This is a genomic window from Candidatus Pelagibacter sp. PS_02 (genome assembly GCF_059418065.1).
The window spans coordinates 174,781-199,699 of record NZ_CM182079.1 but is presented as its reverse complement, the minus strand read 5'-3'; the positions used below and the strand labels follow the sequence as shown (position 1 = coordinate 199,699).

The window sequence follows — 24,919 nt, the reverse complement described above, 5'->3', positions numbered from 1 at the left end:
TCTTGTGTAATATTTTTTCATTTAGTTTTAATGAACTATTTTCGGCTTAAGACCCATTGAACTTAAAGCTGAACCTTTATCTTTATCTTCAACTTTTAAATCCTCTTTATTGCTTGGATATATATTTTTATTTATCAGGTTTTCAATTTCTTCACCTGTAAGTGTTTCATATGTTAAGAGAGCTTTAGCTAATTTATGTAGATCGTCAATTTTTTCAGTTAAAACTGTTCTTGCTCTTTCATAACCTTTATCTACAATTTTTCTAATTTCTGAGTCTACTTTCTTTGAGGTTTCTTCAGACATATTTTGAGTTCTCGCAACAGACCTTCCTAAAAATACCTCTTCTTCATTCGAACCATAGGCAACTGGTCCCAACTCTTTACTAAGGCCTGCTTGCATTACCATAGCTCTTGCTCTTTGAGTTGCTTGTTCAATATCACTAGATGCACCAGTTGTAACTTTATCTTCTCCAAATATGATTTCTTCTGCTACTCTTCCACCCATAGCTATAGCTAATTGAGCATGAAGCTGTTCTCTTGTTTGAGATAGCTGATCTCTCTCAGGTAGTTGCATAACCATTCCTAAAGCACGACCTCTCGGAATGATTGTTGCCTTATGAATTGGATGAGCCGCATCCTCATTAATAGTTACTATTGCATGTCCAGCTTCGTGGTAAGCTGTTAATGTTTTTTCTTCTTCTGTCATGACCATGGATCTTCTTTCTGATCCCATCATCACTTTATCTCTTGCTTCTTCAAACTCAGTTAGAGTAACTAGTCTTTTATTTTTTCTTGCAGCAAGTAATGCCGCTTCATTAACTATATTTGCTAAATCTGCACCTGAAAAACCTGGGGTTCCTCTAGCTACTGTTCTTAAATTTACATCAGGTGCCATTTTAATTTTTTTAACATGAACTTTTAATACTTTTTCTCTTCCTATTATATCTGGAAGTCCAACAACTACCTGTCTATCAAATCTACCTGGTCGTAATAATGCTGGGTCTAATACATCAGGTCTATTTGTAGCGGCAATAATTATTACACCTTCATTCGTATCAAAGCCATCCATTTCAACTAATAACTGGTTTAAAGTTTGCTCTCTTTCATCGTTACCTCCTCCAAGACCAGCACCCCTGCTTCTTCCAACAGCATCTATCTCATCTATAAAAATAATACACGGTGAATTTTTTTTACCTTGTTCAAACATGTCTCTAACTCTTGAGGCTCCAACACCCACAAACATTTCAACAAAATCTGATCCTGATATTGTAAAGAACGGAACTCCTGCTTCCCCAGCTATAGCTCTAGCAAGTAAAGTTTTACCTGTTCCAGGTTGGCCAACTAATAAACATCCTCTTGGTATTTTTCCACCAAGTCTACTAAACTTTTTAGGATCTTTTAAAAATTGAACAACTTCTTCTACTTCTTCTTTAGCCTCTTCTACTCCAGCGACATCATCAAAAGTAACTTTACCTTTTAATTCATTCATCATCTTTGCCTTAGATTTTCCAAAACCCATGGCTCCACCTTTGCCACCCTGCATCTGTCTCATAAAGAAAATCCAAACAGCGATTAGTAACAACATCGGAAACCACGACAATAAAACACCAAACAAAGACGGCATCTTATCTTCTAAAGGAGCTGCTGATATACTCACACCTTTTTCAGATAGCTTCTCAATTAAATTTGGATAGTTCGGTGAATAAGTAGAAAAAGTATTTCCATTAGCTAATACTCCTCTAATATTGTTTCCTTGAATATCAACTTTTATAACTCCACCATTATCAACTTCTGATAAAAATTCTGAAAATATAATAGAATTACCTTTGCCCACATTAGCTTGAGGGTTCTTAAACATATTATAAAGGCCTATTGTTAGAAAAACAATTACTGCCCACATTGCTAAATTCTTCATATTCATACTTATAAGATAATAATTATTATTAATTAAACAAGTGTCAAATTGTTACAAAACCTTAACTTTATTAGTGTTTTCCCTTGAAATTAATATGGTCTCGTTAACTCTTTCAACAAAACAACCTCCTAAAGTTATTTTTGAAAATGTCTTTAGGATAATTCGGTTAATCAGTTCATTAATACTTTTTCCTCTAACAGGATAGTATTTTTTTCCTATTTTTTGAATAACAAATGTCAAAGATCTAAAAACAACTTCATGCGATTGATCAAAAAAATTATGACTTAAAATATAAGTATCTTTTGTTTTAATATGTGTAGAATTATCCTTCAAATTCTTGTTAACATAAAACTTAATTGATTTGTCTGAGTCTCTTAAATTATCAATGGTTAATTTTAGTTTTTTTAAGTCCAATCCCTCTTTTTCAAGAGACTCTAATAAAGTTCTAATTCTTGTTCTTTTATATATCTCATTAATATTAGATGGATCTTTTATAAAAAATTTAAATACTATTTTAGAAATATTAATTAAATCATTTTTTTTTAAGTTTAGTAATGGTCTTAAAATATTTAGATCTTCATCTTTATATTTTACACTTTTGTTAAAAGATACCAATCCATTTAGTCCACTCCCTCTAACCACTCTAATTAAAAAATTTTCAACTAAATCATTTGAATGATGTCCTAATAATAAGTGCTTAATATTATTTTTTTTACATTCTTTTGATAGTAAAGAATATCTTGCTTCTCTTGCTAAAGATTGAATATTTCTAGAAGGTTTTTTACCTTTCCAGATTAATATTTTGCATGTAATACCAATTTTTTGTAAAATTTTTTTTACTAACGTTGCTTCCTTTGTCGACTCATTTCTAAGTCTATGATCAACTAAAAAAAATTTAACTTTTATTTTATTTTTTATTGAATAGCATTTAGCCAAGTAAGCCAATGCTAAACTATCGGGTCCACCCGAAACTGCTACTGCTAAATTTTCCTCAGAATTTAAAGAGGAGGAGAATTCACTATAAACTTTTGAGATTTTTCGATCTTTTAAAAAACTAAGAATTTGTTTATGAGTTTTGTTTTGAACACTCAAACTTTTTTGATTCATATTTTGCTTTTTGAAGCACAGATTGATTTGCTTTAGGATATTGCTCTTCAACCCCCACAATCATTTTACAACCTTGCTCTTTTTCTCCTATTTGAACCATTGATACACCAAGTTTTAATAAATTTATAGGAGCCTTCTCACCTTTTGGATATTTTTGATATCCTTCAAGATAAGCAGTAGCTGCATCTGTATAAAGCTGTCTTATTCTAAACGTTTCAGCATACCAATATTGAGCATTACCTGCCAATTTATGCTCTGAATTATTTATCACAAATTCTCTAAAAGCTCTCTCTGCAGTGCTGTAATCACCTACCTTTAAAAAACTAGTTGCAAATTCATATTGTTTTTCTGGAGTAGCATTTGGAAGTATATTTTTTTCTGATTCAAAGTTTTCTGTCACTATTGACGAAGTAGTTTCTACTGATTGTATTTGCTGACTAGTTTCTTCACTTTCTGTATCTTTATATGAAATAGACCCTAAGTCTTGAGGTTGTGAAGAGCCTGGTAAAGTTTTGTCTACTTGTTCCTTTGGTATTGAAGTTAATTTTTTTCCAATTTCTCCAGATGATAAAGCATTTTCCAGATCTTGAAATCTAATTTGGTTATCTGCTTGAACCTTAGAAAGCCTATTTGATAATTTATCTAACTTGAAATTAATTTCTTCAAACTTATTAGTCAGTTCTTGAAATTGTTTTTCAACATCAGACAATTTTAGAAGATGTCTTGTTAAAACATCCTCAGAGTTTTCGTTTGTGCTTGTTTGACTATTTGAATTAATTGACCCTGAGTAAACAGCTTTTTCCAGGGTTTTTAAATCTTTTTGAATTAACTCTAAAATTTCATTTACATTATGATTGTCAGCAAAAATAATATTTGGAAAAAATATAAAGACTAATATTAATTTTAATCGAATTATTTTTTTATAATTAAACATAATAAATTGAGTAGTAATTATAATGATGGCAAAAAAAAGACCCTATTCACAAATGTGATAGGGTCTTTTATAATTTATTAAATTGATTAGTTCGCTTTAACAGTAACTGATCTTCTATTTTTAGACCATGCTAAAGGGTTAGATCCAGAATCTACTGGTCTTTCTTTACCATAACTTAATACAGAAATTCTGTCTGAAGAAATTCCATAAGTCATTAAATAGTCTTTTGCTGAATTAGCTCTTCTTTCACCTAATGCTAAGTTGTACTCTCTTGTACCTCTTTCATCAGCATGACCTTCTAATACAACATTAATATCTGAATTTTTTCTTAACCATGCAGCTTGTTTTCTTAAAGTTTCTCTTGAAGCTGTTGTAAGTATAGTTTCATTTGTTGCAAAGAAAACTCTATCTGGAACACCAGAAGCTAAATATTCTACAGAATCTGTTCCTGTATAAACATCACCTTGCATTTGTCCTGTTGTTGTTTTTTTTGTAGCACAAGCAGTTAATACTAAACTTGCTAAAACAATTAGAAATCCATTTTTTAAAATCTTGCTTAAGTTCATTGTTGCTCCTTGATCCTTGTTTTGTAATACTTTATATTTTTCATATTTAATTAGACCTTTCAAGTTAAAAATCAAGTAAAATTAAGACTAATTGCTTAATAAAGACGACCAAGATGGGTCAGAAGCATCAGTTTCGGTTTCAACCATCTTTTCATTATACCCTGTTAAATCAATAGACCATAATTTGGCTGAAAATCCTTCTCCTTTAGAGTTGGTCTTAGTTTCTCTATAAAAGATAAGAACCCTTCCATTTGGTGACCATGATGGAGCTTCTTGATAAAAGTTCTCTGTTAGCAGTCTTTCACCAGTTCCATCTGTTCTCATTACTCCTATATAAAATTTTCCTTTATGAAGCTTTGTAAATGCAATTAAATCACCTCTTGGAGACCACACTGGAGTTCCATACAAACCATTCCCAAATGAGATTCTCTTAACATTTTTTCCATTACTATCCATTACATAAATTTGTTGGTAACCACTTCTGTCTGAGTTAAAAGTAATTTGTTTTCCATCTGGTGAGTAAGAGGGTGATGTATCAATTGATGGATGATTAGTAATTCTTTCAACAATTCTGTTTTCAAGATCCATAGTATAAATATCAGAATTGCCATCTTTAGCAAAACTCATTATAATTTTTTTTCCATCAGGTGAAAACCTTGGAGCAAATGTCATTCCAGGAAAATCTCCGACTACTTCTTGCATTCCAGTTTCAATATCTAATAAATATACCCTAGGTAAATTTCTAAAATAAGAAAGATATGTGACCATCTGATTTGTTGGGCTAAATCTTGGTGTTAAAACTAATTCATTTCCAAGTGTTAAATATTTATTATTAAAACCATCTTGGTCCATTATTGCTAATTTTTTTATTCTTTTAGTTTTAGGACCTTCTTCAGAAACGTATATTATTCTAGTATCAAAATAACCTTTTTCTCCAGTTAAGCGTTCATACACCTTATCTGTAATAATGTGACCTACTCTTCTCCAGTTACTAGGAACAGTAGTAAATGCTAAAGCCATCATTTCTTTTCCAGCTAAAACATCCCATAATCTAAATTCTACTCTTAGTTTTTCATCTACAAATGTAACCTTACCTGTTACTAAAGCTTGTGCTTTAATTAAATTCCAATCCTCAAACCTTGGTTTTAAATTAGCTACATCTGGTTCTTGAAGAAATGCATTTTTGTCTAGTGGATTAAATAGACCAGATTGTCTTAAATTATTCTCAACAACTGTTGAAATTTCTGATCCTAAATCTTCTTGTTTTAAAATTTTTTTAAAATTTTCTTTTGATTTATTATCTATTGATAGAGGGGATACAGCAACTGGTAAAGGATTTAAATTTCCTCTAGTAATATCAACTTCAATTAAAGCAAAAGCTTTAATGGGAATAATAATAAATAATATAAATAAATATCTTAATAACATTTTTATCCTTCTAACATTTCTCTAGCATCAAAGTTCAGCTGCATATCTTTCCATCTTTCATAACCTGTACTAGGTACTCTAAGAGGTTGGCAAAGCTTTATAGCTCTTAATGCGCTTTCAGCTAACACTTTATAAAATCCTTGTCCAGGCCTATTCATTCTAGCATGATCAAGAATCTCTGTTTTTATAATAGAACCATCTGGCTTTAATTGTAACTTAATTCTAACTAATAAATCTTCGTTAAACGGCAACCCTAAAGGAATACTCCAACAACCAAAAATTTGAGCTTTTAGTGCATCTTCTTCACTTAAAGTTAATCCAGAAAAATCCATATCTTTATCCTGATCTTGGGTAACTTGATTAGATTTTTTATTTGTTTCTGCACTCTCAGTCTTAGATTTATCAATTAATGCAGCAATACTATTAGTGTCAAATAGTTCTTTTTTTTCAAATTCTGAAATTTGTTTAATTTCTGTTTCTTCTTTTTCAGGGTTTTGTTTTTCATCTTTAATTTTCTTTATTTTTTCTATTTTTTCATCTGGCAATGGCACAGCATCAGGCTTTTGTTTTTTTATTTTTTTTGGTGGTGCCTGTTCAGAAACTAATTTTTTTTCTTTTTCTTTGACTTTCTCTATTATTTTTTTTGCTTTTGGTGCAAAAGGAATATTAGTTTTGTCTGTGATTTGAATCAGCTCAACCGATATAATCGGAGGAAGATCAATCGGTTTTTTAGCAAGGAATGGTAAGCTCATAGCTGTGATTATCACAAGAAATATATGAAACCCAAAAGAAATAACAATATTTCTATTCACTTTAGTTACCTCTCTTTATATGGCTCAGAAATTAATGCTACTTTAGTAAAGCCAGAGCCAGATAGCATTCCCATTATTTCTAAAACTCTACCATAGTTGATCGATTTATCTCCTCGAACATAAATTCTAGTGTCTGTTCTATTTTTAGATACAGCTAAAATCTTTGCAATAATTTTATCATACTCAACTTTAGATTCTTGAATAAATATTTCACCTTTAGAGTTTATAGATAATGTTAATGGTTCTAATTCTTCAGGTAATGAATCAGCAGAGCTTTCGGGTAGATCAACTTGTATTCCAACTGTTAATAATGGTGCTGTTACCATAAATATAATTAATAACACCAACATTACATCAACAAATGGAGTAACATTTATTTCACTCATAGGCTCTTTTGATGAACGTTTGAGATTAAAGGCCATTTTATATTATTGATAAAAATCTTTTAGAAAAATTTTCTAATCTTTGTGAATATTTTTTTGAGTCGTTATTAAATTTATTATAAGCAACAACTGCAGGTATTGCAGCTAATAATCCAAGAGCAGTTGCAAATAAAGCTTCAGCTATTCCTGGCGCTACAATTGCCAAACTTGTATTTCTTGAGATTGCTATAGATTGGAATGAGTTCATTATTCCCCATACAGTTCCAAATAAACCTATAAAAGGTGCCGTCGAACCAACTGTTGCTAAAAAAGTAAAACCTTTGTCTATTTTTGAAATTTGTTTTTCAATATTAACCTCGAGTATGCTTGCCATTCTTTCATTTAGGTTAGTTTTACTTTTGGCTTTTAATAAACTTTGCATTGTATCTTTAAACAACAAGGCCGTAGGGTTTTCTACATCAGCTGGCAAACTATTGTAAAAAGATTCTGCTGATTTTGATTTCCAAAATTTTTCTTCAAATTCCTCAGACTCTAAATTAATTTTTTTAAACAGTCTAAATTTTTCAATAATAACGGCCCATGAATATATAGAGCAGCCAATCAACATAAGTATTACTGACTTTACAATAAAATCTGCTCTTAAAAATAAACTCCACAAGGAAAAATCAGTATTTGAGGCAAGGCCTACTGCTTGAGATGTAATATCAGCTTCCATATTGAAGGTTTCACACTTAAATGTGTCATGAATTTGACTTTTAAAGTTTTTATTTATTCTTCTAGTTTATAAGTTTCGTAATAAAAGCTAGCAATCAATATCGCATCAGCTTTATTTGAGTCTTTTTTTCTTGATAACTCTGATGAAAAATAAGGAAATACCTCTATTGCTTTTGTTCTACTAGCGTCTTTTTCTGAATTAATAAGGTTAAAATACTTTTTCCATTTTGTCGGTCTTACAAAATACATCGGTAATTGCATTGCAGAACAAATTCCTTTTAAAATACCAAACGATTGTCCAAAATTAAACATACTAGTAACACCTTGACCTGGCATAGCTGATACCTGTTCAATTATAACTTTGATATCTTCCTTCTTTATGTCTTTAATTCTTGAAGAGATTTCATAATAAATTTGAGCACCATTAACTTGTTTTTTATTTTTTTTTCCTTCAGGCATATTGGGCATTTCAATAACATCAATTATTTTACCATCTTGAAAAAAACAAATAGAACCTGTTATGCCTGGGTCTATTCCAATAATAAGCATTAGTTATTCTTAAAATTTATATTTGAATAAACACTTTGAACATCATCATCATCTTCTAATGTTTCTAAAAACTCTATTGCAGCTTCCACTTTATCTTTTTCAACATCTACACTATTTAAAGGAACCCATTCAATCTCAGTTGAAATAAAATTTGCAATTGTTTTTTCTAAATTTTTTTTTACATTATAAATTTCACTCATAGGACATTGAATTTCATGAAATTCATCATTTGAAATACACTCATCTGCACCAGATTCAATTGCTAGTTCAAAAATTTGTTCATCTGAGATTTCTTTTTTATCAATTTTAATAATCCCTAACTGATTAAAGTTATGTGAAGCAGATCCCTGAGTTCCTAAATTGCCACCACTTTTTACAAATATAGATCTAACATTGGAAGCTGTTCTGTTTTTATTGTCAGTTAACGCCTCTACAATCACGGCTATTTTATCTGGACCAAATCCTTCATATCTTAAATTTTCATAATTTGTTTCAGAATTAACCGAAGATTTGGCAATAGCTCTTTCAATATTATCTTTTGGCATGTTGGCTGATTTTGCTGCTTGAATTGCAGATCTAAGTCTTGGGTTCATCGCAGGATCTTTATCACCTAGTTTTGCTGCTACACTTATCTCTTTAGATAATTTTGAAAATACTTTAGATCTTTGTTTGTCTGCTTTTCCTTTAGAGTGTTTTATACTTGCCCATTTTGAATGACCCGACATAATAATTATTGAGAATTTTTTAATTCTCCTCCATGTATAAAATTTTTTACAGTTTTAGCTAACCCTGTTTCTACATCACATTCAACAATCACACCACACAAACTAGCTTCACCAATTGCTGGAAAGTGCTTTGTGGACTTTTTTTTTAAAAATCTATTAATTGAATTTTCTTTATTCATTCCAATAACTGAGTCATAATCACCACACATTCCTGCATCAGTTTGATAAGCAGTACCACCTTTTAATATTCTAGTATCATTTGTTGGAATATGCGTGTGAGTTCCAATAACCAATGTTGCTTTACCATCAAAAAAATGTCCCATGGCTGATTTTTCACTTGTTATTTCACCATGAAAATCGACTAATAAAAAATCATAATCTTCTTTAAGCTTATATTTTTTCATAAATTTTTCAGCTGCTTCAAATACATCTTCACATTTCTTCATAAAAACATTTCCCATTAAATTAAGTACCCCCACTCTCATCTCATTTTTAGCAGTAAATATTCCAAAGCCTTTTCCTGGAGATGGTTCAAATAAATTTTTAGGTCTAAGAAGTCGATTTTCTTTTTCAATATGAGACATTGTTTCTTTCTGATCCCACACATGGTTACCCGTTGTAATAACATCTACACCACAGTTAAAAAAATCTTTACATATTTCCTCTGTAAGACCAACACCTGAGTCAGCTGCATTCTCACCATTAACAACTACAAAATCGATTTTTTCATCTTTAATTTTTGATAGTAAATTATTCAAAACCATCGAGCGTCCTGAAATGCCAACTACATCACCTAAAAAGAGTATTTTCATTTTATAATATTTTTATTTGTTACAATATAATCTAATTTTTGATCATACATATTAGTTGGCACTTTATCAATTTCTTGAATTGAAAAAGCTAAACCTATCTTTATGATATTTTTTTTTTTGATAATTTTTCAATTAATCTATCGTAGTATCCACCACCATATCCAAGTCTGTTTAATTTTTTATCAAATGCTACCAAGGGAATTAATAAAACGTCAGGGTATACTATATTTTTAGCTTCTGGTTCAGGTATTCCATATTTATTTATTTTTAAAGGCTCAGAAAATGACCATGAATAAAAATCCATTTGAAAGTTTTTCTTAATTATGGGCAAAGAAATATTAAATTTATTCTTTTTAAATTTTCTTAACAGTGTTAAGTCATCTATCTCAAAGTTTACCGGATAGTATCCACCTATAATAATCTGATTGGTTATCTTTTCTTTTTTAAGAATTTCTATAATTTGCTTGAAGTTGAGCTGAATATTTTTTGTATTAAATTTTTTTCTTACTTTAAGAATTTTTTTTCTTAATTCAGATTTTAACACAAATCTACTGAATTGGATTTTCTAAATTTGCTTTTTCAACAAAATTTTCAATTTCATCTGCTGCAGCTTCGATTATTTTTTCATAATCTTCTTTATTTTTTTCTATTTCTTTTTTAAAACTTTCATGATCTTGTTGAAGTTCCTTCATCTCTTCTTCTTTTCTATCTCTGTAATCATAAACTAATGATTTCAATTCTCTAAATTTATTTGATAAATTCTGTAATTCAGTTTTTTTTTGTTCTACCTTTTTTTTAGTTTCAAAATATTCATCCATTATTTGAACTGAAGTAATCAATAGAAGTTTATTTTCCCCTATGTTTCCAAGGTCATTCTTTAAATTGCTAAATTTTTGATTAATATGAGTTAACAATTCTTCTAAATGCTCTTCCTGTCCATCATCACAAGATAGTAGAAAATCTTTGCCATTAAATTTAATATTTACATTTGCCATTTGTCTATTTCTTCTAATAAAGTATCTGTTTCTTGATTTAATTCATCTATTTTTTCTGAAAATTCTGTCTCTTTTTTTTGTTCTTCTATTTTTTGCAGGTTAATATCTTCTAATTTTTGATTAAGAGCTTTAAATTCACTTTCTAAATTTTGATATTTTTCTTCTATTTGTTTTTTTTCAATTTCTAATTGATTTTTTTGAATGTTTAAGTTTTCTAAATTAGACTTTAGCGTTGGGTTTTGTAAATTCAAACTCTTCAATTTATTAAGTGCAAAACTGAGCTTTTTTTCTTTTTCACTGTCTGTTTTCATATATATATATTTATATTATTAAATTGAGTCTTCTAAGTCTAGATAGGATATTTTTGAACAAATTACATAAAGATTTATCAAACGCAATAAGGTTTTTATCTATAGATGCTGTGCAAAAGGCAAATTCGGGTCATCCTGGAATGCCGATGGGTATGGCAGACGTAGCAACAGTTTTGTTTAAAAATTTTCTTAGATTTAATCCAAAAAATCCTAACTGGATAAATAGAGACAGATTTGTTTTATCTGCTGGTCATGGATCTATGCTTCTTTACTCTTTATTACATTTAACTGGGTACAAAAGTATTTCTTTGAATGATATTAAAAATTTTAGACAATTAAAATCTATTTGTGCGGGTCATCCTGAGTATCACCTTGGTACTGGTATTGAAACTACGACAGGTCCTCTTGGACAAGGAATTGCTAATTCAGTTGGTTTCGCTATTGCAGAGGAAATTTTGAAGAAAAAACTTGGTAAAGAAATAATAAACCATAAAACTTATGTTTTAGCTGGAGATGGATGTTTAATGGAAGGCATTAGCCATGAAGCAATGAGTTTAGCAGGACACTTAAAGCTAAAAAATCTAGTTATGCTTTTTGACAATAACTCGATATCAATTGATGGACCAACCAGTTTGGCAGTTTCAGATAATTTCAAAAAAAGATTTGAAAGTTATGGTTGGGATTACATACTAATCAATGGTCATAACGAAAGAGAAATTTTTTCTGCATTAAAAAAAGTTCAAAATGCTAAAAGACCAACAGTTATTTCATGCAAAACAAAAATTGGTTATGGTTCACCTAATAAATCTGGTAAAGCCTCTTCGCACGGTAGTCCAATTGGTTTAGATGAAATCAAATTAGTTAGAAAAGTATTAGATTGGAAACACAAACCTTTTGAAATTCCCAAAAGTATTTTGAATGAATGGAGAAAAATTGGTAATAAGGGTGCAAAACTTGATTCTGCATGGAGTAAAATTTATAAAAGAAAAAAAAATTTAGTAGATAAAGTCTTTAAAAATAATTTCTCTAAAGCTTTAAAAAGTGAAAAACAAAATTCTCTTAGAGAAAACAAAAGTCTAGCCTCTAGAAAAGCCTCTGAGTTAACTCTTAATGCTCTTACGAGAGAAAATAATATGTTAATTGGTGGTTCAGCTGACTTAGCGGGATCTAATAACACCAAAACCAAACATCATAACCCTATTAATTCTGTTAATTTTAATGGTGATTATATCCACTATGGTGTTAGGGAACACGCCATGGCAGGAATAATGAATGGTTTAGCACTTCATAGTAAATTTATTCCATATGGGGGAACTTTTTTAATATTTTCTGATTATTGCAAACCTTCCATTCGTTTATCTGCTTTGATGCAGCAACGTGTTATTTATGTGATGACCCACGATTCAATTGGTTTAGGGGAAGATGGACCAACACACCAACCTATTGAACAACTGTCTGGATTAAGATCTATTCCTAATTTAAATGTTTTTAGACCAGCAGACAGAATGGAAACTATCGAGTGTTGGGAACTAGCATTAAAAAATTCGAGGACACCAAGTGTGTTATCTTTAACCAGACAAAATCTTGAACCTATTAGAAAAAAATATTCAAATATAAACAAATGTTCTTTAGGTGCTTACGAGGTTTTAAGAACTAATAAAAAAATTAGTTTAACAATATTTGCTAGTGGTTCTGAGGTTAATTTAGCAATTGAAACTAGCCATAAATTAGCCAAAGATAAAATTTATTCTAAAGTTATATCAGTACCATGCCAGGATATTTTTGATTTGCAGTCAAAAGCATATAAGAAAAAAATTCTTAATGAAGCAAAATTTAAAATATCTATTGAAGCAGCTTCAACTGATTGCTGGAAAAAATATATTGGAACTGAGGGTTTAGCTTTTGGAATTGATACATTCGGTAAAAGTGCACCCTACAAAGAAATTTATAAATATTTTGGATTAACAGTTCAAAATATTTCACAAAAAACAAAAAAACTAATAAAGAGTTAAATATGACAATAAAAGTTGGTATCAATGGAATGGGAAGAATTGGTAGAATGGTAATTAGAGCTATCATTGAAAGCCAAAACAAAAACATAAAAATCAAACACATCAATAACCGATCAAATTCTGAAGCCAGCTGTTCTTTAATTAAATACGATTCTATTCATGGTAAATTTAATGCAGATTTAGATTTTGATGAAAAACATTTAATTATTGATAATAATAAAATAACATTTTCACAAGAATCTAATATTGAAGATATTAACTGGAAAAAATTTGATGTTGATTATGTTTTTGAATGTACTGGAAAATTTAATTCAAAAGAAAAATTATTAGCTCATATAAAAAATGGCGCCAAAAAAGTTATAGTTTCAGCTCCATGCAAAAATGCAGATAAAACAATTGTCTATGGTGTAAATGAAAATATTTTGACAAAAGATGATCAAATTATTTCTGCAGCCTCTTGTACAACTAACTGTCTTGCACCTGTTGCTAACATTTTAAATGAAACTTTTGAAATTGAAAAAGGGTTTATGACAACTATTCATGCTTTCACAAGTGACCAAAGAATTTTGGACAATTCCCATAAAGATCCTAGAAGAGCAAGATCTGCTAGTCAATCGATTGTACCAACTTCCACAGGTGCTTCAAAAGCAATCGGTGAAATTATACCTTCATTGAAAGGAAAACTTGAAGGCATTGCAATGAGAGTGCCAACTCCTAATGTTTCCCTTATAGAGCTAGTTTTTTGTACAAAAAAAGAGATGAGCAAAGAGACAATTAATGAGGCATTTACTATCGCCTCTAAAGAACAATCAAAGAAAGTTTTAGAAGTTACATTAGAAAAATTAGTTTCAATTGATTTTAATCATAATTCAGCTTCAGCAATTGTTGATTTATCTTTGACTAATGTGGTTGGTAAAAATATGGGAAAAATTTCAGCGTGGTATGATAACGAATGGGGCTTTTCAAATAGAATGTGCGACATAGCAGAACATCTTCATCAAGTCTCTTAATGAGAAATATTCAAGACGAAACTAATCTTAATCAAAAAAAAATATTACTTAGGTTGGATTTAAATGTTCCATTAGATAATGGAAAAATTACTGACACCACTCGAATAGATAAAATTTTACCTACTATTAATTTTTTATTAAAAAATGAAGCAAAGATAATTATACTATCTCATGTGGGTAGACCTAAAGGCAAAGTTGTAAGTGAGCTCTCTCTTAAACCAATATGTGAAGATCTAAAAAATAAACTAAACCAAAATATAAAATTAATTTCAAAAAATATAAAAGAAATTAAATCTAATGATTTATTTAATGAACATAATGAAAAAATTGTAATACTTGAAAATCTTAGGTTTTATGAAGAGGAAGAAAAAAATGAAAATGGTTTTGCTAAACATTTAGCAAGTCTAGCAGATATTTATGTTAATGATGCTTTCTCATGTTCGCATAGAGCACATGCTTCAATTTTTGAAATCACTAAATTTATTCCTTCTTACGCTGGCCTTCAATTAAATTTAGAAATTGACGCACTAACTAAAATTACATCTGAAATTCAAAGACCTATAACATGCATCATAGGTGGTTCTAAAATATCATCTAAAATTAATATCATTAAGAATTTAATTGCTAAATTTGATAATATTATAATAGTTGGTGGGATGGCTAATAATTTACTTAGATATAAAGGATATGAAATTGGAAAATCTATTCAAGAAGATAATTGTGATAAAATTATTGAAGAAATATTTTCTTTATCAAAAAAAGAAAAATGTAAGATAATTTACCCTGAGGATGTTGCTGTAGGGAAAAGCTTAGATGGATCAGCTAAAATAAAGGAACTAAATAATATTTCTAAAGACGAGTTAATTTTAGATATTGGTCCCAAGACAATTAAAGCTATTAATTCATTAATTGAAGAAAGTAGTACTATCTTATGGAATGGGCCTGCAGGTTATTTTGAAAATCCTAACTTTGCCAAAGGAAGTATTGAAATAGCAAAAAAAATTATTGAAAAAAATAAGAATAATACAATTTACTCAGTTGCAGGTGGTGGTGATACTGTTTCTCTTTTAAATGGTATTGGGGCAATTAATAATTTTAATTTTGTTTCAACTGCGGGTGGTGCTTTTTTAGAATATCTTGAAGGTAAAGAACTTCCTGGTATAAAGGCTCTGAATTAAAATGTCAGAACTTAATAAAATTGCATTAAAAATATTGTCTAATGGTAAGGGAATCCTTGCTGCAGACGAAAGCAATGGAACCATGACCAAAAGATTAGAGTCAGTTAATGTACCTTCCAGCCCAGAAAATAGACTTTTATTTAGAGAAACTCTCTTTTCATCAAGTGGTATGAAAGATTTTATTGGTGGTGTTATTCTATACGATGAAACCATCAATCAAACATCTAACTCTAAGCAGACTATTCCAGAATTAATTTCTAAGTCTGGAGCAGTTCCAGGAATTAAAGTCGATACAGGTGCAAAAGTTCTAGCAGGGTCTAATGAGGAAAAAATTACAGAAGGTTTGGATGGCTTAAGAGAAAGACTAAAAGATTATTATAAACTTGGTGCAAGATTTACAAAGTGGAGAGGTGTTTTTAATATTTCAGATAAATATCCAAGCAAATTATCCATGCACTCCAATGCTCATGCACTGGCAAGATATTCAGCTTTAGTCCAAGAATGTGGAATGGTTCCAATTGTAGAACCTGAAGTATTAATGGATGGAGATCATTCTGCCGAAACTTGTTTTAATAAAACTTCTGAAGTTATTAAAAAATGCTTTGAAGAATTAATGATTAATAAAATAGATTTAAGTGGAGTAATTTTAAAGCCTAATATGATTTTAGCTGGAACTACTGCTGATAAGAAAATATCAAGTGAAGAAGTTGCAAAGCTTACCCTAAAATGCTTAAAAGAAAATGTACCAACAGATGTACCAGGAATTGCTTTTTTATCTGGTGGACAAACAGAAGTAGAAGCAACAGAAAATTTAAACTTAATTAATAAGTATAATGATACAAATTTTATTATGACTTATTCATATGGTAGAGCCTTACAACAAAGTGCACTTAAATTTTGGTCAAAAGATATTAACAATACTAGTGGCACTCAAAAAGTCTTCAACCACAGAGCAAATATGTGCACGCTTGCAGCTCAAGGTAAATGGTCAAAAGAACTTGAAGCAGAATAAAATAAATAAGAAATTTATTTATCTTATTTCTCCAAATAAAATATCTAATATAAATTTTTACGATGATTTAGCTCTAGTATTTAGTTCAAAAAAAATAAGTTTCTTTCAGCTAAGAATTAAAAAAGAAACAAATTTAAATAAAATAATTATTGGAAAAAAAATTAAGAAAATTTGTAACAAGTACAAAGTTAAATTTTTAATCAACGACGACCCTCTACTTGCTAAAAAACTAAATGCAGACGGTTGTCATTTAGGTCAAAAAGATATGGACTTAATAAAAGCTAGAAAAATATTAAAGAACAAAATTATTGGTGTGACCTGTCATAATTCTATAAATCTAGCAAAGAGAGCAATTAAAGATGGTGCTGATTATTTAGCTTTTGGTGCATTTTATGCAACTAAAACTAAAACAGTTAAATATAGAGCCAGTTTAACTGTATTAAAATCTATAAAAAAAATAACCTCCTTACCAATTGTAGCTATTGGAGGTATAAAGCTTAGTAATTATAAAAAACTTTTATTGAATAAAGCTAACTTTTTGGCTATTTCAGGCTACATTTGGAATAATAAAAAATACAAACCATTAGAAGCTATTAGAAAATTAAAATGAAATTATACGCAAGTGAAATTAGAGTTGGAATGTTAATTGAATATAAGAATGATCTTTGGCAAGTTTTAAAGACACAACATGTAAAACCTGGAAAAGGTGGTGCCTTTGCTCAAGTTGAAATGAAAAGTGTGAATAAAAATACAAAATTAAATGAGAGATTTAGATCAAGTGAGTCTGTTGAAAAAGCTTCATTAGATGAAACAAAATTTAATTATCTTTATAGCGATGAAACTGATTATTATTTTATGGACCCAAAATCTTATGAACAAATAAATATTAAAAAAGAAACAATTGGAGAAAAAGGTAAAATGTTAACTGAAAACTTAGAAGTCAGTATAAGTTTTTATAATGAAAAACCTTTAACAGTTGAATTGCCTAATCAGGTAACGTGCACAGTTGATACAACTGATGTTGCTTTAAAGGGGCAAACAGTTTCTTCTTCTTATAAGCCCGCAACTTTAGATAATGGAGTGAATATTCAAGTCCCTCCATTTATTGAAAGCGGAGATAAAATCATAGTCGATACGAGAACTATGGAATATGTCAAAAAAATATAAATTATATGCAATCAATATCTGCCAATCTAAATGTTATGATAAAGGCTGCAGAAAAAGCGTCTAGAGCTTTAATTAGAGATTTTGGAGAAATAGAAAAACTACAAGTTTCAATCAAAGGACCTACTGATTTTGTATCAAATGCTGATTTAAAAGCTGAGAAAATAATTATAGAAGAGTTAAAAAAAGCAAGACCCTACTATTCTATTATTAGTGAAGAAGAAGGTTCTGAAACTAATAAAGATAAAGAACATACATGGATAATAGACCCTATAGATGGCACTACTAATTTTTTGCATGGTGTTCCTCACTTTGCAATTTCAATTGCTTTAAAATCTGGTGATGAAATAGTTTCAGGATTAATTTATGATCCTATAAAAGACGAAATGTTTTATGCTGAAAAAGAAAGTGGAGCGTTCTTTAATAATCAAAGAATTAGAGTATCAAAAAAAAGAGAGCTTAATAGTTGCTTGTTTGCTACAGGCGGCATAACTAAAAATGAAGTTGATTTGCCTTTAAGAAAATCTGGAAGTGCAGCACTTGATATTGCCTATGTTGCAGCTGGTAGGTATGATGGTTATTTTCAAAATGATTTAAATTTGTGGGATATAGCTGCTGGTATAATATTGGTAAAAGAAGCAGGTGGCTTAATTAATGAAATTGACCTCTCACAAAATAAAAACATCAAAATAAGAGCTTCTAGTATGGCAATTAATGACAAAATGCTTGAAAAATTAAAGAACTTTTAATTGTTTTATAAAATTCTTTTGCTATAAGTCTCGATATGAAAAAAGACATACACCCAGACTATCATACGATTAAAGTAGAAATGACTGATGGAACTCAATTTGAGACAAGATCAACTTGGGGAAAAGAAGGAGAGGTTTTAAAATTAGAAATCGATCCAAAATCTCATGCTGCTTGGACAGGTGGAAAACAAAAATTAATGGACAAGGGTCGTGTGAGCAAATTCAATAAAAAATTCCAAAATTTCAGATCAGAAAAGAAAGATTAAATGTCAAACGTACCATTAATGCCAATGGCAACTGCTGTTTGGTTAGTAGAAAATACAACACTTACTTTTAAACAAATTTCAAAGTTCTGTAATTTACATGAGGTTGAAGTGCAAGGTATCGCAGATGGTGAAGTTGCAAAAGGAATAATGGCTTACAACCCCATTATATCAGGTCAACTTACTAGAGAAGAAATTGAACTAGCATCTAAAGATGAAAACAAAGAATTACAGATAAAAAATACTGATATTGAAATTTCAACTGAGGATAAAAAAATTAAAAAATATATTCCATTATCTAAAAGACAAGATAAACCAGATTCAGCTTTGTGGTTAATTAAACATCATTCATTACTAAAAGATTCACAAATAGCAAAACTAGTTGGAATAACCAAGGCTTCAGTTACTGCAATTAAAAATAAAAGTTATTGGAATTATAACAATTTAAACCCTAAAGACCCTGTAGCATTAGGGCTGTTCTCTCAAAAGGATCTAATTGAGGCTATTGAAAAAGCTGAAAGAAGAATAAAAAGGGAAAAAAAAGAAAAAGAAAAAGCAAAACTAACAAGAGAAGTTTCAAACATTGAATAATTTTAATAGACACCAAAATTATATGATGGTACTTAAACATTCTTAAAAAATATTTATGAAAATAGAAGTTAAAGATAACAACATTGAACAAGCACTTAGAGTTCTTAAAAGAAAATTGCAAAGAGATGGTTTTTTTAAAGTAGTAAAATTAAAAAGCGTTTATGAAAAACCTTCTGAAAAGAAAAAAAGAATTCTACAAGAAAATATTAAAAGAGTTAAAAAGCTTAATAAGCTTAAAAATAGAATTTAAATATACCGCGGGGTGGAGCAGTCTGGTAGCTCGTCAGGCTCATAACCTGAAGGTCGGCGGTTCAAATCCGTCCCCCGCAACCAATTTCTAATGCAAAAAAATCAAGACACCATATATGCAATAAACCATTATAATTTTTTTGATAAAATTGTTTTAAGAAAAAGATTAGAAATATCTAATATTATAAACAATACAATTAAAGACCTTCAAATACATGATGCATTAGATATAGGAACAACTAGTGATGATAAAAATGCAAGCAGCAATATTGTAATCAAAAATATAAAAAATATTAATGAATTTAAATGCATTTCTGATCAAATAGTTAACTCTGATTTTTTCAATAAAAAAATAAAAAAATCTATTACAGAGGAGTTTTCAGAAAATGAGCTTATTAATTTTTCTTCTGATCTTGTCGTATCAAATGCAACTATTGAACATGTGGGTAACACACTAAATCAAAAAAAAATGTTAGAAAATGTCATTAAATTAACAAAAAAAATTTTTGTAATTACAACTCCAAATAAATTTTATCCAATAGAATTACATACCAAAATTCCTTTAATTCATTGGTTGCCAAAGTCTATTTATAGGAAAATATTAAAATTTTTAGGGTTATGTTTTTATGCTAATGAAGAAAACTTAAATCTTCTAAGTGTTAATGAACTAAAAAAGATGCTTGATAATTATAAAATAATATATGAAATAAAATTTATTAAATTATTTTTCTTTAAATCAAATATAATTATTATTGGAAAAAAATTTAATTAATTAAAAAAATACTAAAAATAATTACAGTAACTATGAATAGATGGCATTTTTATAAAAAAAACTTTATAAATTACATAAACATAGACTCAAATTTTTTATTGATTAGTGCTTCCTTACATGAAGTGAAAATTTTAAAAGACTTAGGGTATTTAAAGTTCAGCATAACTTATCACGACGACGACGAAAAAAATCAATTTTTAGATTATGGGTTTAGAGAAAATATAAATCTTTTTAAATCTGATTTAAGAAACTTAGCATTTAAAGATAAATCATTTGATTATGCTATTGCGAATGCAACAATTCATCATATTGATTTACCTCATAAAGCGATAACAGAGCTATATAGAGTTGCAATAAAAGGCGTATTGATAATTGAATCCAATGATAGCTTGATTATGAGATTGGCTACAAAAATTAAACTAGCAGAAGAGTTTGAGGTTTCATCGATTAATGAAGATAAAAATTCAGGTGGTCTGTTAGATACTGCCATTCCTAATTATGTTTATAGATGGACTGAAAAAGAAATTTTAAAATTATTAAAATCATTTGATCCAAAAAATATTAATTTTGTAAATTTTGACTATGCTAGTGATTTAACAAATTTCAAAAACAGAGACAGCTATATTGAAAATATTCTTTTAAAGACTTTAATTATAGCTGGAAAAGTTTTCTTTTTCTTTTTTAAGAAACAACAAAACTGTATGTCAATATTTGTTGATAAAACTAAAATAAAAAAAAGATGGCCTAATAAAAATTACTAGATTTTAAAATTAGATTTTTTACTATCATCTAAAAAAGCTTTGACGGTTTCTTTCGTAAGTTGGTCAAAAGTTTTTCCAAAATTTTCTATTTTTTCAATAGTTGTTGGTGGGATAGTTATAATATGACAGCCCAATTGTTTTGCTTGTAAATAATTATAGGGCTCTCTAACACTTGCCCAAAGTATTTCTACATTCTTAAATTTTTTCGCCATTGATATGCTTTTTTTAAATTCTGGAACTGGATCTTTACCAGAATCTCCAGCTCTACCTGCAAATATTGAAATTATAACTTTAGTCTTCTTATTAATTAATTTAAGAATTCTTTCCGTTTGTTTTGCGTTATATATTGCTGTGATGTTGATTTTAATGTTTAAATTATTAAGCTCTTTAATAATTTTACCCATAAAAATACCTTTAGAATTGGCAACCGGTACTTTTACATAAACATTCTTTCCCCAGGTATTAATCTGAAGAGCCTGTTTTTTAATTTCTTTATATGTGTCTGCAAATACTTCCAATGAAACAGGTTTATTATTACAAATTTTTAATATTTTTTTAGAATAAGATTTATAATCCTTTGCCCCAGCTTTTCTCATTAAACTAGGATTTGTTGTAAAACCTTTTACAATTTTTTTTCTATTAAACTTCTTTATTAAATCTAATTCTGCAATGTCACAAAATATTTTTGTTGTCATTATTTTTTAAAGATTTTTAGTGATGTCCTCGGTCATTTTTTTAGCATCAGCAAATAACATTAGCGTGTTATCTTTATAGAACAAGTCATTGTCAATTCCAGCATATCCAGGAGATAAGCTTCTCTTTACAAATAATACTGATTTGCATTTTTCAACATCTAATACGGGCATTCCATAAATTGGGCTTTGTGGGTCAGTTTTTGCAACAGGATTGGTTACGTCATTCGCGCCAATTACAAATGCAACATCAGCATTAGCAAAATCATTGTTAATTTCTTCAAGTTCAAAAACTTCATCATAAGGGACATTTGCTTCAGCTAATAACACATTCATATGCCCTGGCATTCTTCCTGCAACTGGATGGATTGCATAGGTAACTTTAATATCGTTTTTTTTTAATGTATCTACCATCTCTCTTAGTGCGTGTTGTGCTTGAGCAACCGCCATTCCATAACCTGGAACAATTATAACTGACGATGCATTTTTCATTAAGAAGGCTGCGTCTTCCGCATTACCACTCTTAACTGGTCTTTGTTCTTTATTTCCAATTGATGCCGACTGTTCTGTTGCGCCGAATCCTCCTAAAATTACATTAAAGAATGAACGGTTCATGCCTTTACACATTATGTAAGATAAAATTGCACCTGAAGATCCAACAAGAGCACCTGTTATAATTAATGCAGTATTTTCTAAAGTAAAACCAATTCCTGCAGCAGCCCAACCAGAGTATGAATTTAACATTGAAATTACTACTGGCATATCTGCTCCACCAATTGGGATAATTAATAAAAATCCAATTAAGAACGAAACTGCTATTAATATCCAAAAAAAATTAGATGTCTGTGATGAGCAAAGTAAATAAGTTAAAATTAGAATTGAAATTAATAATGAAGCGTTAAGAAAATGCTGTCCCTTAAATGTGATTGGTGACCCCGACATTATTCCTTGAAGTTTTAAAAAAGCAATTATTGAGCCAGAGAATGTTATAGCACCAACTGCAGCTCCGATTGACATTTCAATTAAACTTGCAAGTTTAATAGCACCTACTGATCCTAGATTAAATGCTTCAGGGTTTAAGAAAGCTGAGATTGCAACAAAAACCGCTGATAATCCAACTAAACTATGAAATCCTGCCACTAATTCTGGCATAGCAGTCATTGCTATCTTATAAGCAATGAATGCTCCTATAAGACCACCTACTATTAAAAAAATTAACACATAAATTAGTCCGCTAGAAAAACTTCCAACAGATAAAAAAGTAACAGTAATAGCTATAACCATTCCTAAAATTCCAAAAAAATTACCCTGTCTTGAGGTTTCTGGCGATGAAAGACCTCTTAATGCCAATATGAATAGAACCCCTGAAACTAGATAAAATATTGCTGATAAATTCGCTGACATAATTATTTATCTTTCTTCTTTTTTTTATACATCTGAAGCATTCTTTGAGTAACCAAAAATCCTCCAAATATATTAATGGCGGCAAGAGATATTGCTAAAAAACCAAGAATGTTAGAAATTGTAAAAATATTGTCTACACTTCCTGCTAAACCTGCAATTATAGCACCAACAATAATTACTGACGATATAGCATTAGTTACTGACATTAATGGTGTGTGCAAAGATGGAGTTACGCTCCATACAACATAATAACCAATGAAAATTGATAAAATGAATATGCTTAATCTAAATATAAAAGGGTCTATTTCCATAAATCTATTTAATTAATGTTTTGTTAATTATTTCATCTTCTAAATTAATATTAATCTTTTTATTTTCTTTATCATATAAATTTGACACAAAGTTAAATACATTTTTTGAATATAAGTTCGAAGCCGAAACAGGAAGCTTATTTAGAATATTTGTTTCACCCATAATTTTTACTCCATTTTTAACTACAACTTTATCGACTTCAGTAAACTCTGCATTTCCACCTTGAATTGCAGCCAAATCATAAATAACAGAGCCTGATTGCATATTATCAATCATAGAACCTTTGATAATTAATGGAGCTTTTTTGCCTGGAATTAAAGCAGTACAAATTACAATATCAATTTTCTTTAAAGTTTCAGCTAATAAATCTTCTTGTTTTTTTTTAAATTCTTCAGAAGCTTCTTTTGCATAACCCCCTTCGGTCTCTAAATTTTCAGATCCTTCAACAGTTAAAAATTTTCCACCTAAGCTTTCAACTTGTTCTTTTGAAGCCATTCTAACATCTGTTGCAAATACTATGGCACCCATTCTTTTTGCAGTTGCAATAGCTTGAAGACCAGCCACACCTGCACCAACCACTAACACTTTTGCTGCTGGGATAGTGCCAGCTGCTGTCATCATCATTGGTATTGCTTTTTCAAAATTTGCAAATGATTCAATTACTGCTTTATAGCCAGCAAGATTAGCTTGTGAGGAAAGAATATCCATTGATTGAGCTCTAGTTATTCTTGGTAACATTTCTAAAGAAAAAACATTTATATTTTTTTTGGACAAATTTTCTATTTTTTCTTTATTATTATAAGGATTAAATACTCCAATGAGTGTTTGGTTTTCTTTTAAATTTGATAGATTTTCATCAGATGGTAACCCTAACTGAATAATAATATTAGCTTTATTTAATATCTCTGTTTCGTTAGTAGAGATCTCAACACCTAACTCTTTGTAGTCACTATCCTTAAAACCTAGATGCTCACCATATTTTTCAACTAATGTAATTTGAAAGCCAAGAGTTATATATTTTTTTGCAATCTCAGGAGTGATAGCAATTCTTTTCTCTACTAATTGATTTTCTAAAATTGAAGCAATTCTCATAGGAGAATTCTACAGCAAGAATATTGCCATTAAAACTAAAACAACTATAACAGCGACAGTTCCCCACAACACAAACTTTGTGAAATTATTCCAGGTACTCTTATGGTCTTGATTGTCCATAAAAATTACTTCTGTCTTGCTTTAAATTTTGGGTTTGTTTTATTAATTATGTAAACTCTACCTCTTCTTCTAACGAGTTTAGAATTAAGGTCTCTTTTTTTTAATGATTTTAACGAACTTTTAATTTTCATAATATTTTTTATAGCCGGCAATGTCCTACTCTTCCGTGTCTTAAGACAAAGTACCATTGGCGCTGAAGGGCTTGACTTCCGAGTTCGGAATGGGATCGGGTATTACCCCTTCGCAATAATCACCGGCGAGAGTGTTATACCTAAAATAAAAACATTG

General features: G+C 29.5%; 32 protein-coding genes, 1 tRNA gene and 1 rRNA gene. 13 read left to right on the top strand and 21 right to left on the bottom strand.

Features of this window, described 5'->3' with window-relative positions; all coding sequences use genetic code 11:
* Positions 1 to 27 precede the first annotated feature (27 nt).
* From ftsH to AC5SL4_RS01025, 14 genes are all read right to left on the bottom strand, one after another.
* Positions 28 to 1,914: an ATP-dependent zinc metalloprotease FtsH gene (gene ftsH / locus AC5SL4_RS01090; protein ID WP_006997303.1), complete on the bottom strand. Its 1,887-nt coding sequence runs from the start codon at positions 1,912 to 1,914 to the stop codon at positions 28 to 30.
* 51 nt (positions 1,915 to 1,965) lie between these two features.
* Positions 1,966 to 3,021 (bottom strand): tRNA lysidine(34) synthetase TilS, encoded by a 1,056-nt coding sequence (tilS, locus tag AC5SL4_RS01085; protein ID WP_494587441.1) that lies wholly within the window; start codon positions 3,019 to 3,021, stop codon positions 1,966 to 1,968.
* Positions 2,981 to 3,955 (bottom strand): tol-pal system protein YbgF, encoded by a 975-nt coding sequence (gene ybgF / locus AC5SL4_RS01080; protein ID WP_278386482.1) that lies wholly within the window; start codon positions 3,953 to 3,955, stop codon positions 2,981 to 2,983. Before ybgF ends, tilS begins: the two co-directional genes overlap by 41 nt.
* An 86-nt stretch (positions 3,956 to 4,041) precedes the next feature.
* Complete coding sequence (gene pal, locus AC5SL4_RS01075) at positions 4,042 to 4,584, bottom strand: peptidoglycan-associated lipoprotein Pal (RefSeq protein WP_494587440.1); 543 nt, start codon at positions 4,582 to 4,584, stop codon at positions 4,042 to 4,044.
* 24 nt (positions 4,585 to 4,608) lie between these two features.
* On the bottom strand, positions 4,609 to 5,949 hold the full coding sequence (gene tolB, locus AC5SL4_RS01070; RefSeq protein WP_494587439.1) for a Tol-Pal system beta propeller repeat protein TolB: 1,341 nt from the start codon (positions 5,947 to 5,949) through the stop codon (positions 4,609 to 4,611).
* Between the two features lie 2 nt (positions 5,950 to 5,951).
* A complete protein-coding gene (gene tolA, locus AC5SL4_RS01065; protein ID WP_494587438.1) occupies positions 5,952 to 6,761 on the bottom strand; it encodes a cell envelope integrity protein TolA in 810 nt (269 codons plus the stop codon).
* A gap of 5 nt (positions 6,762 to 6,766) precedes the next feature.
* Positions 6,767 to 7,183 (bottom strand): protein TolR, encoded by a 417-nt coding sequence (gene tolR, locus AC5SL4_RS01060; RefSeq protein ID WP_006997309.1) that lies wholly within the window; start codon positions 7,181 to 7,183, stop codon positions 6,767 to 6,769.
* Position 7,184: 1 nt separating this feature from the next.
* Positions 7,185 to 7,859 carry a protein TolQ gene (gene tolQ, locus AC5SL4_RS01055; protein WP_006997310.1) on the bottom strand — a complete coding sequence of 225 codons (675 nt, stop codon included), beginning with the start codon at positions 7,857 to 7,859 and terminating at the stop codon, positions 7,185 to 7,187.
* Positions 7,860 to 7,912: 53 nt separating this feature from the next.
* Complete coding sequence (locus AC5SL4_RS01050; protein ID WP_271485875.1) at positions 7,913 to 8,407, bottom strand: RuvC family protein; 495 nt, start codon at positions 8,405 to 8,407, stop codon at positions 7,913 to 7,915.
* Positions 8,407 to 9,132: a YebC/PmpR family DNA-binding transcriptional regulator gene (locus AC5SL4_RS01045; RefSeq protein WP_020169140.1), complete on the bottom strand. Its 726-nt coding sequence runs from the start codon at positions 9,130 to 9,132 to the stop codon at positions 8,407 to 8,409. Before AC5SL4_RS01045 ends, AC5SL4_RS01050 begins: the two co-directional genes overlap by 1 nt.
* Before the next feature lie 5 nt (positions 9,133 to 9,137).
* A complete protein-coding gene (locus AC5SL4_RS01040) occupies positions 9,138 to 9,944 on the bottom strand; it encodes a TIGR00282 family metallophosphoesterase (protein WP_494587437.1) in 807 nt (268 codons plus the stop codon).
* A gap of 100 nt (positions 9,945 to 10,044) precedes the next feature.
* Positions 10,045 to 10,488, bottom strand: coding sequence for a 5-formyltetrahydrofolate cyclo-ligase (locus AC5SL4_RS01035; RefSeq protein ID WP_494587436.1), 444 nt, complete (start codon positions 10,486 to 10,488; stop codon positions 10,045 to 10,047).
* A gap of 4 nt (positions 10,489 to 10,492) precedes the next feature.
* Positions 10,493 to 10,939, bottom strand: coding sequence for a cell division protein ZapA (locus AC5SL4_RS01030; protein ID WP_494587435.1), 447 nt, complete (start codon positions 10,937 to 10,939; stop codon positions 10,493 to 10,495).
* Complete coding sequence (locus AC5SL4_RS01025) at positions 10,927 to 11,250, bottom strand: 5-formyltetrahydrofolate cyclo-ligase (protein ID WP_494587434.1); 324 nt, start codon at positions 11,248 to 11,250, stop codon at positions 10,927 to 10,929. The genes AC5SL4_RS01030 and AC5SL4_RS01025 overlap by 13 nt, the downstream gene beginning before the upstream one ends.
* 53 nt (positions 11,251 to 11,303) lie before the next feature.
* On the opposite strand from AC5SL4_RS01025, the gene tkt reads away from it, so the two are divergent.
* The 13 genes from tkt (at position 11,304) to AC5SL4_RS00960 (ending at position 21,011) form a co-directional block, all read left to right on the top strand.
* Complete coding sequence (gene tkt, locus AC5SL4_RS01020) at positions 11,304 to 13,262, top strand: transketolase (protein WP_494587433.1); 1,959 nt, start codon at positions 11,304 to 11,306, stop codon at positions 13,260 to 13,262.
* 2 nt (positions 13,263 to 13,264) lie between these two features.
* Positions 13,265 to 14,272, top strand: coding sequence for a type I glyceraldehyde-3-phosphate dehydrogenase (gene gap, locus AC5SL4_RS01015; protein WP_494587431.1), 1,008 nt, complete (start codon positions 13,265 to 13,267; stop codon positions 14,270 to 14,272).
* Positions 14,272 to 15,450 (top strand): phosphoglycerate kinase, encoded by a 1,179-nt coding sequence (locus AC5SL4_RS01010; protein WP_494587430.1) that lies wholly within the window; start codon positions 14,272 to 14,274, stop codon positions 15,448 to 15,450. Before gap ends, AC5SL4_RS01010 begins: the two co-directional genes overlap by 1 nt.
* A 1-nt stretch (position 15,451) precedes the next feature.
* Positions 15,452 to 16,462, top strand: coding sequence for a class I fructose-bisphosphate aldolase (locus AC5SL4_RS01005; RefSeq protein ID WP_494587429.1), 1,011 nt, complete (start codon positions 15,452 to 15,454; stop codon positions 16,460 to 16,462).
* Positions 16,449 to 17,072, top strand: coding sequence for a thiamine phosphate synthase (gene thiE, locus AC5SL4_RS01000; RefSeq protein WP_494587428.1), 624 nt, complete (start codon positions 16,449 to 16,451; stop codon positions 17,070 to 17,072). The genes AC5SL4_RS01005 and thiE overlap by 14 nt, the downstream gene beginning before the upstream one ends.
* The gene (gene efp / locus AC5SL4_RS00995; RefSeq protein WP_018413868.1) at positions 17,069 to 17,629 is read left to right on the top strand and encodes an elongation factor P; all 561 of its coding nucleotides are present in this window, start codon (positions 17,069 to 17,071) and stop codon (positions 17,627 to 17,629) included. The genes thiE and efp overlap by 4 nt, the downstream gene beginning before the upstream one ends.
* 5 nt (positions 17,630 to 17,634) lie before the next feature.
* Positions 17,635 to 18,375 carry an inositol monophosphatase family protein gene (locus AC5SL4_RS00990; protein ID WP_011281791.1) on the top strand — a complete coding sequence of 247 codons (741 nt, stop codon included), beginning with the start codon at positions 17,635 to 17,637 and terminating at the stop codon, positions 18,373 to 18,375.
* A 35-nt stretch (positions 18,376 to 18,410) separates the two neighbouring features.
* Positions 18,411 to 18,641: a 50S ribosomal protein L31 gene (gene rpmE, locus AC5SL4_RS00985; protein ID WP_006997324.1), complete on the top strand. Its 231-nt coding sequence runs from the start codon at positions 18,411 to 18,413 to the stop codon at positions 18,639 to 18,641.
* Positions 18,642 to 19,229, top strand: a complete 588-nt coding sequence (locus AC5SL4_RS00980) for a DUF1013 domain-containing protein (protein WP_011281790.1) — start codon at positions 18,642 to 18,644, stop codon at positions 19,227 to 19,229.
* Between the two features lie 55 nt (positions 19,230 to 19,284).
* Positions 19,285 to 19,479 carry a 30S ribosomal protein S21 gene (rpsU, locus tag AC5SL4_RS00975; protein ID WP_006997326.1) on the top strand — a complete coding sequence of 65 codons (195 nt, stop codon included), beginning with the start codon at positions 19,285 to 19,287 and terminating at the stop codon, positions 19,477 to 19,479.
* Positions 19,480 to 19,485: 6 nt separating this feature from the next.
* A tRNA-Met gene (locus AC5SL4_RS00970) sits at positions 19,486 to 19,562 on the top strand.
* Between the two features lie 7 nt (positions 19,563 to 19,569).
* Positions 19,570 to 20,250 (top strand): methyltransferase domain-containing protein, encoded by a 681-nt coding sequence (locus AC5SL4_RS00965; RefSeq protein ID WP_494587426.1) that lies wholly within the window; start codon positions 19,570 to 19,572, stop codon positions 20,248 to 20,250.
* A gap of 32 nt (positions 20,251 to 20,282) precedes the next feature.
* Complete coding sequence (locus tag AC5SL4_RS00960; protein WP_494587425.1) at positions 20,283 to 21,011, top strand: methyltransferase domain-containing protein; 729 nt, start codon at positions 20,283 to 20,285, stop codon at positions 21,009 to 21,011.
* Here the strand turns inward: AC5SL4_RS00960 and AC5SL4_RS00955 are convergent.
* From AC5SL4_RS00955 to rrf, 7 genes are all read right to left on the bottom strand, one after another.
* Positions 21,008 to 21,706 carry a transaldolase family protein gene (locus AC5SL4_RS00955; protein ID WP_494587424.1) on the bottom strand — a complete coding sequence of 233 codons (699 nt, stop codon included), beginning with the start codon at positions 21,704 to 21,706 and terminating at the stop codon, positions 21,008 to 21,010. The two genes, AC5SL4_RS00960 and AC5SL4_RS00955, sit on opposite strands and share 4 nt — an antisense overlap.
* A 6-nt stretch (positions 21,707 to 21,712) precedes the next feature.
* A complete protein-coding gene (locus AC5SL4_RS00950) occupies positions 21,713 to 23,107 on the bottom strand; it encodes an NAD(P)(+) transhydrogenase (Re/Si-specific) subunit beta (RefSeq protein WP_494587423.1) in 1,395 nt (464 codons plus the stop codon).
* A 2-nt stretch (positions 23,108 to 23,109) separates the two neighbouring features.
* On the bottom strand, positions 23,110 to 23,418 hold the full coding sequence (locus AC5SL4_RS00945) for a proton-translocating transhydrogenase family protein (RefSeq protein WP_494587422.1): 309 nt from the start codon (positions 23,416 to 23,418) through the stop codon (positions 23,110 to 23,112).
* A gap of 4 nt (positions 23,419 to 23,422) precedes the next feature.
* Positions 23,423 to 24,511, bottom strand: coding sequence for a Re/Si-specific NAD(P)(+) transhydrogenase subunit alpha (locus AC5SL4_RS00940; protein WP_494587421.1), 1,089 nt, complete (start codon positions 24,509 to 24,511; stop codon positions 23,423 to 23,425).
* Between the two features lie 9 nt (positions 24,512 to 24,520).
* A complete protein-coding gene (locus AC5SL4_RS00935; RefSeq protein ID WP_494587420.1) occupies positions 24,521 to 24,631 on the bottom strand; it encodes an aa3-type cytochrome c oxidase subunit IV in 111 nt (36 codons plus the stop codon).
* A 5-nt stretch (positions 24,632 to 24,636) separates the two neighbouring features.
* Positions 24,637 to 24,762: a type B 50S ribosomal protein L36 gene (gene ykgO, locus AC5SL4_RS00930; RefSeq protein WP_006997331.1), complete on the bottom strand. Its 126-nt coding sequence runs from the start codon at positions 24,760 to 24,762 to the stop codon at positions 24,637 to 24,639.
* A gap of 12 nt (positions 24,763 to 24,774) precedes the next feature.
* A 5S ribosomal RNA gene (gene rrf / locus AC5SL4_RS00925) occupies positions 24,775 to 24,889 on the bottom strand.
* Between the last annotated feature and the right edge of the window lie 30 nt (positions 24,890 to 24,919).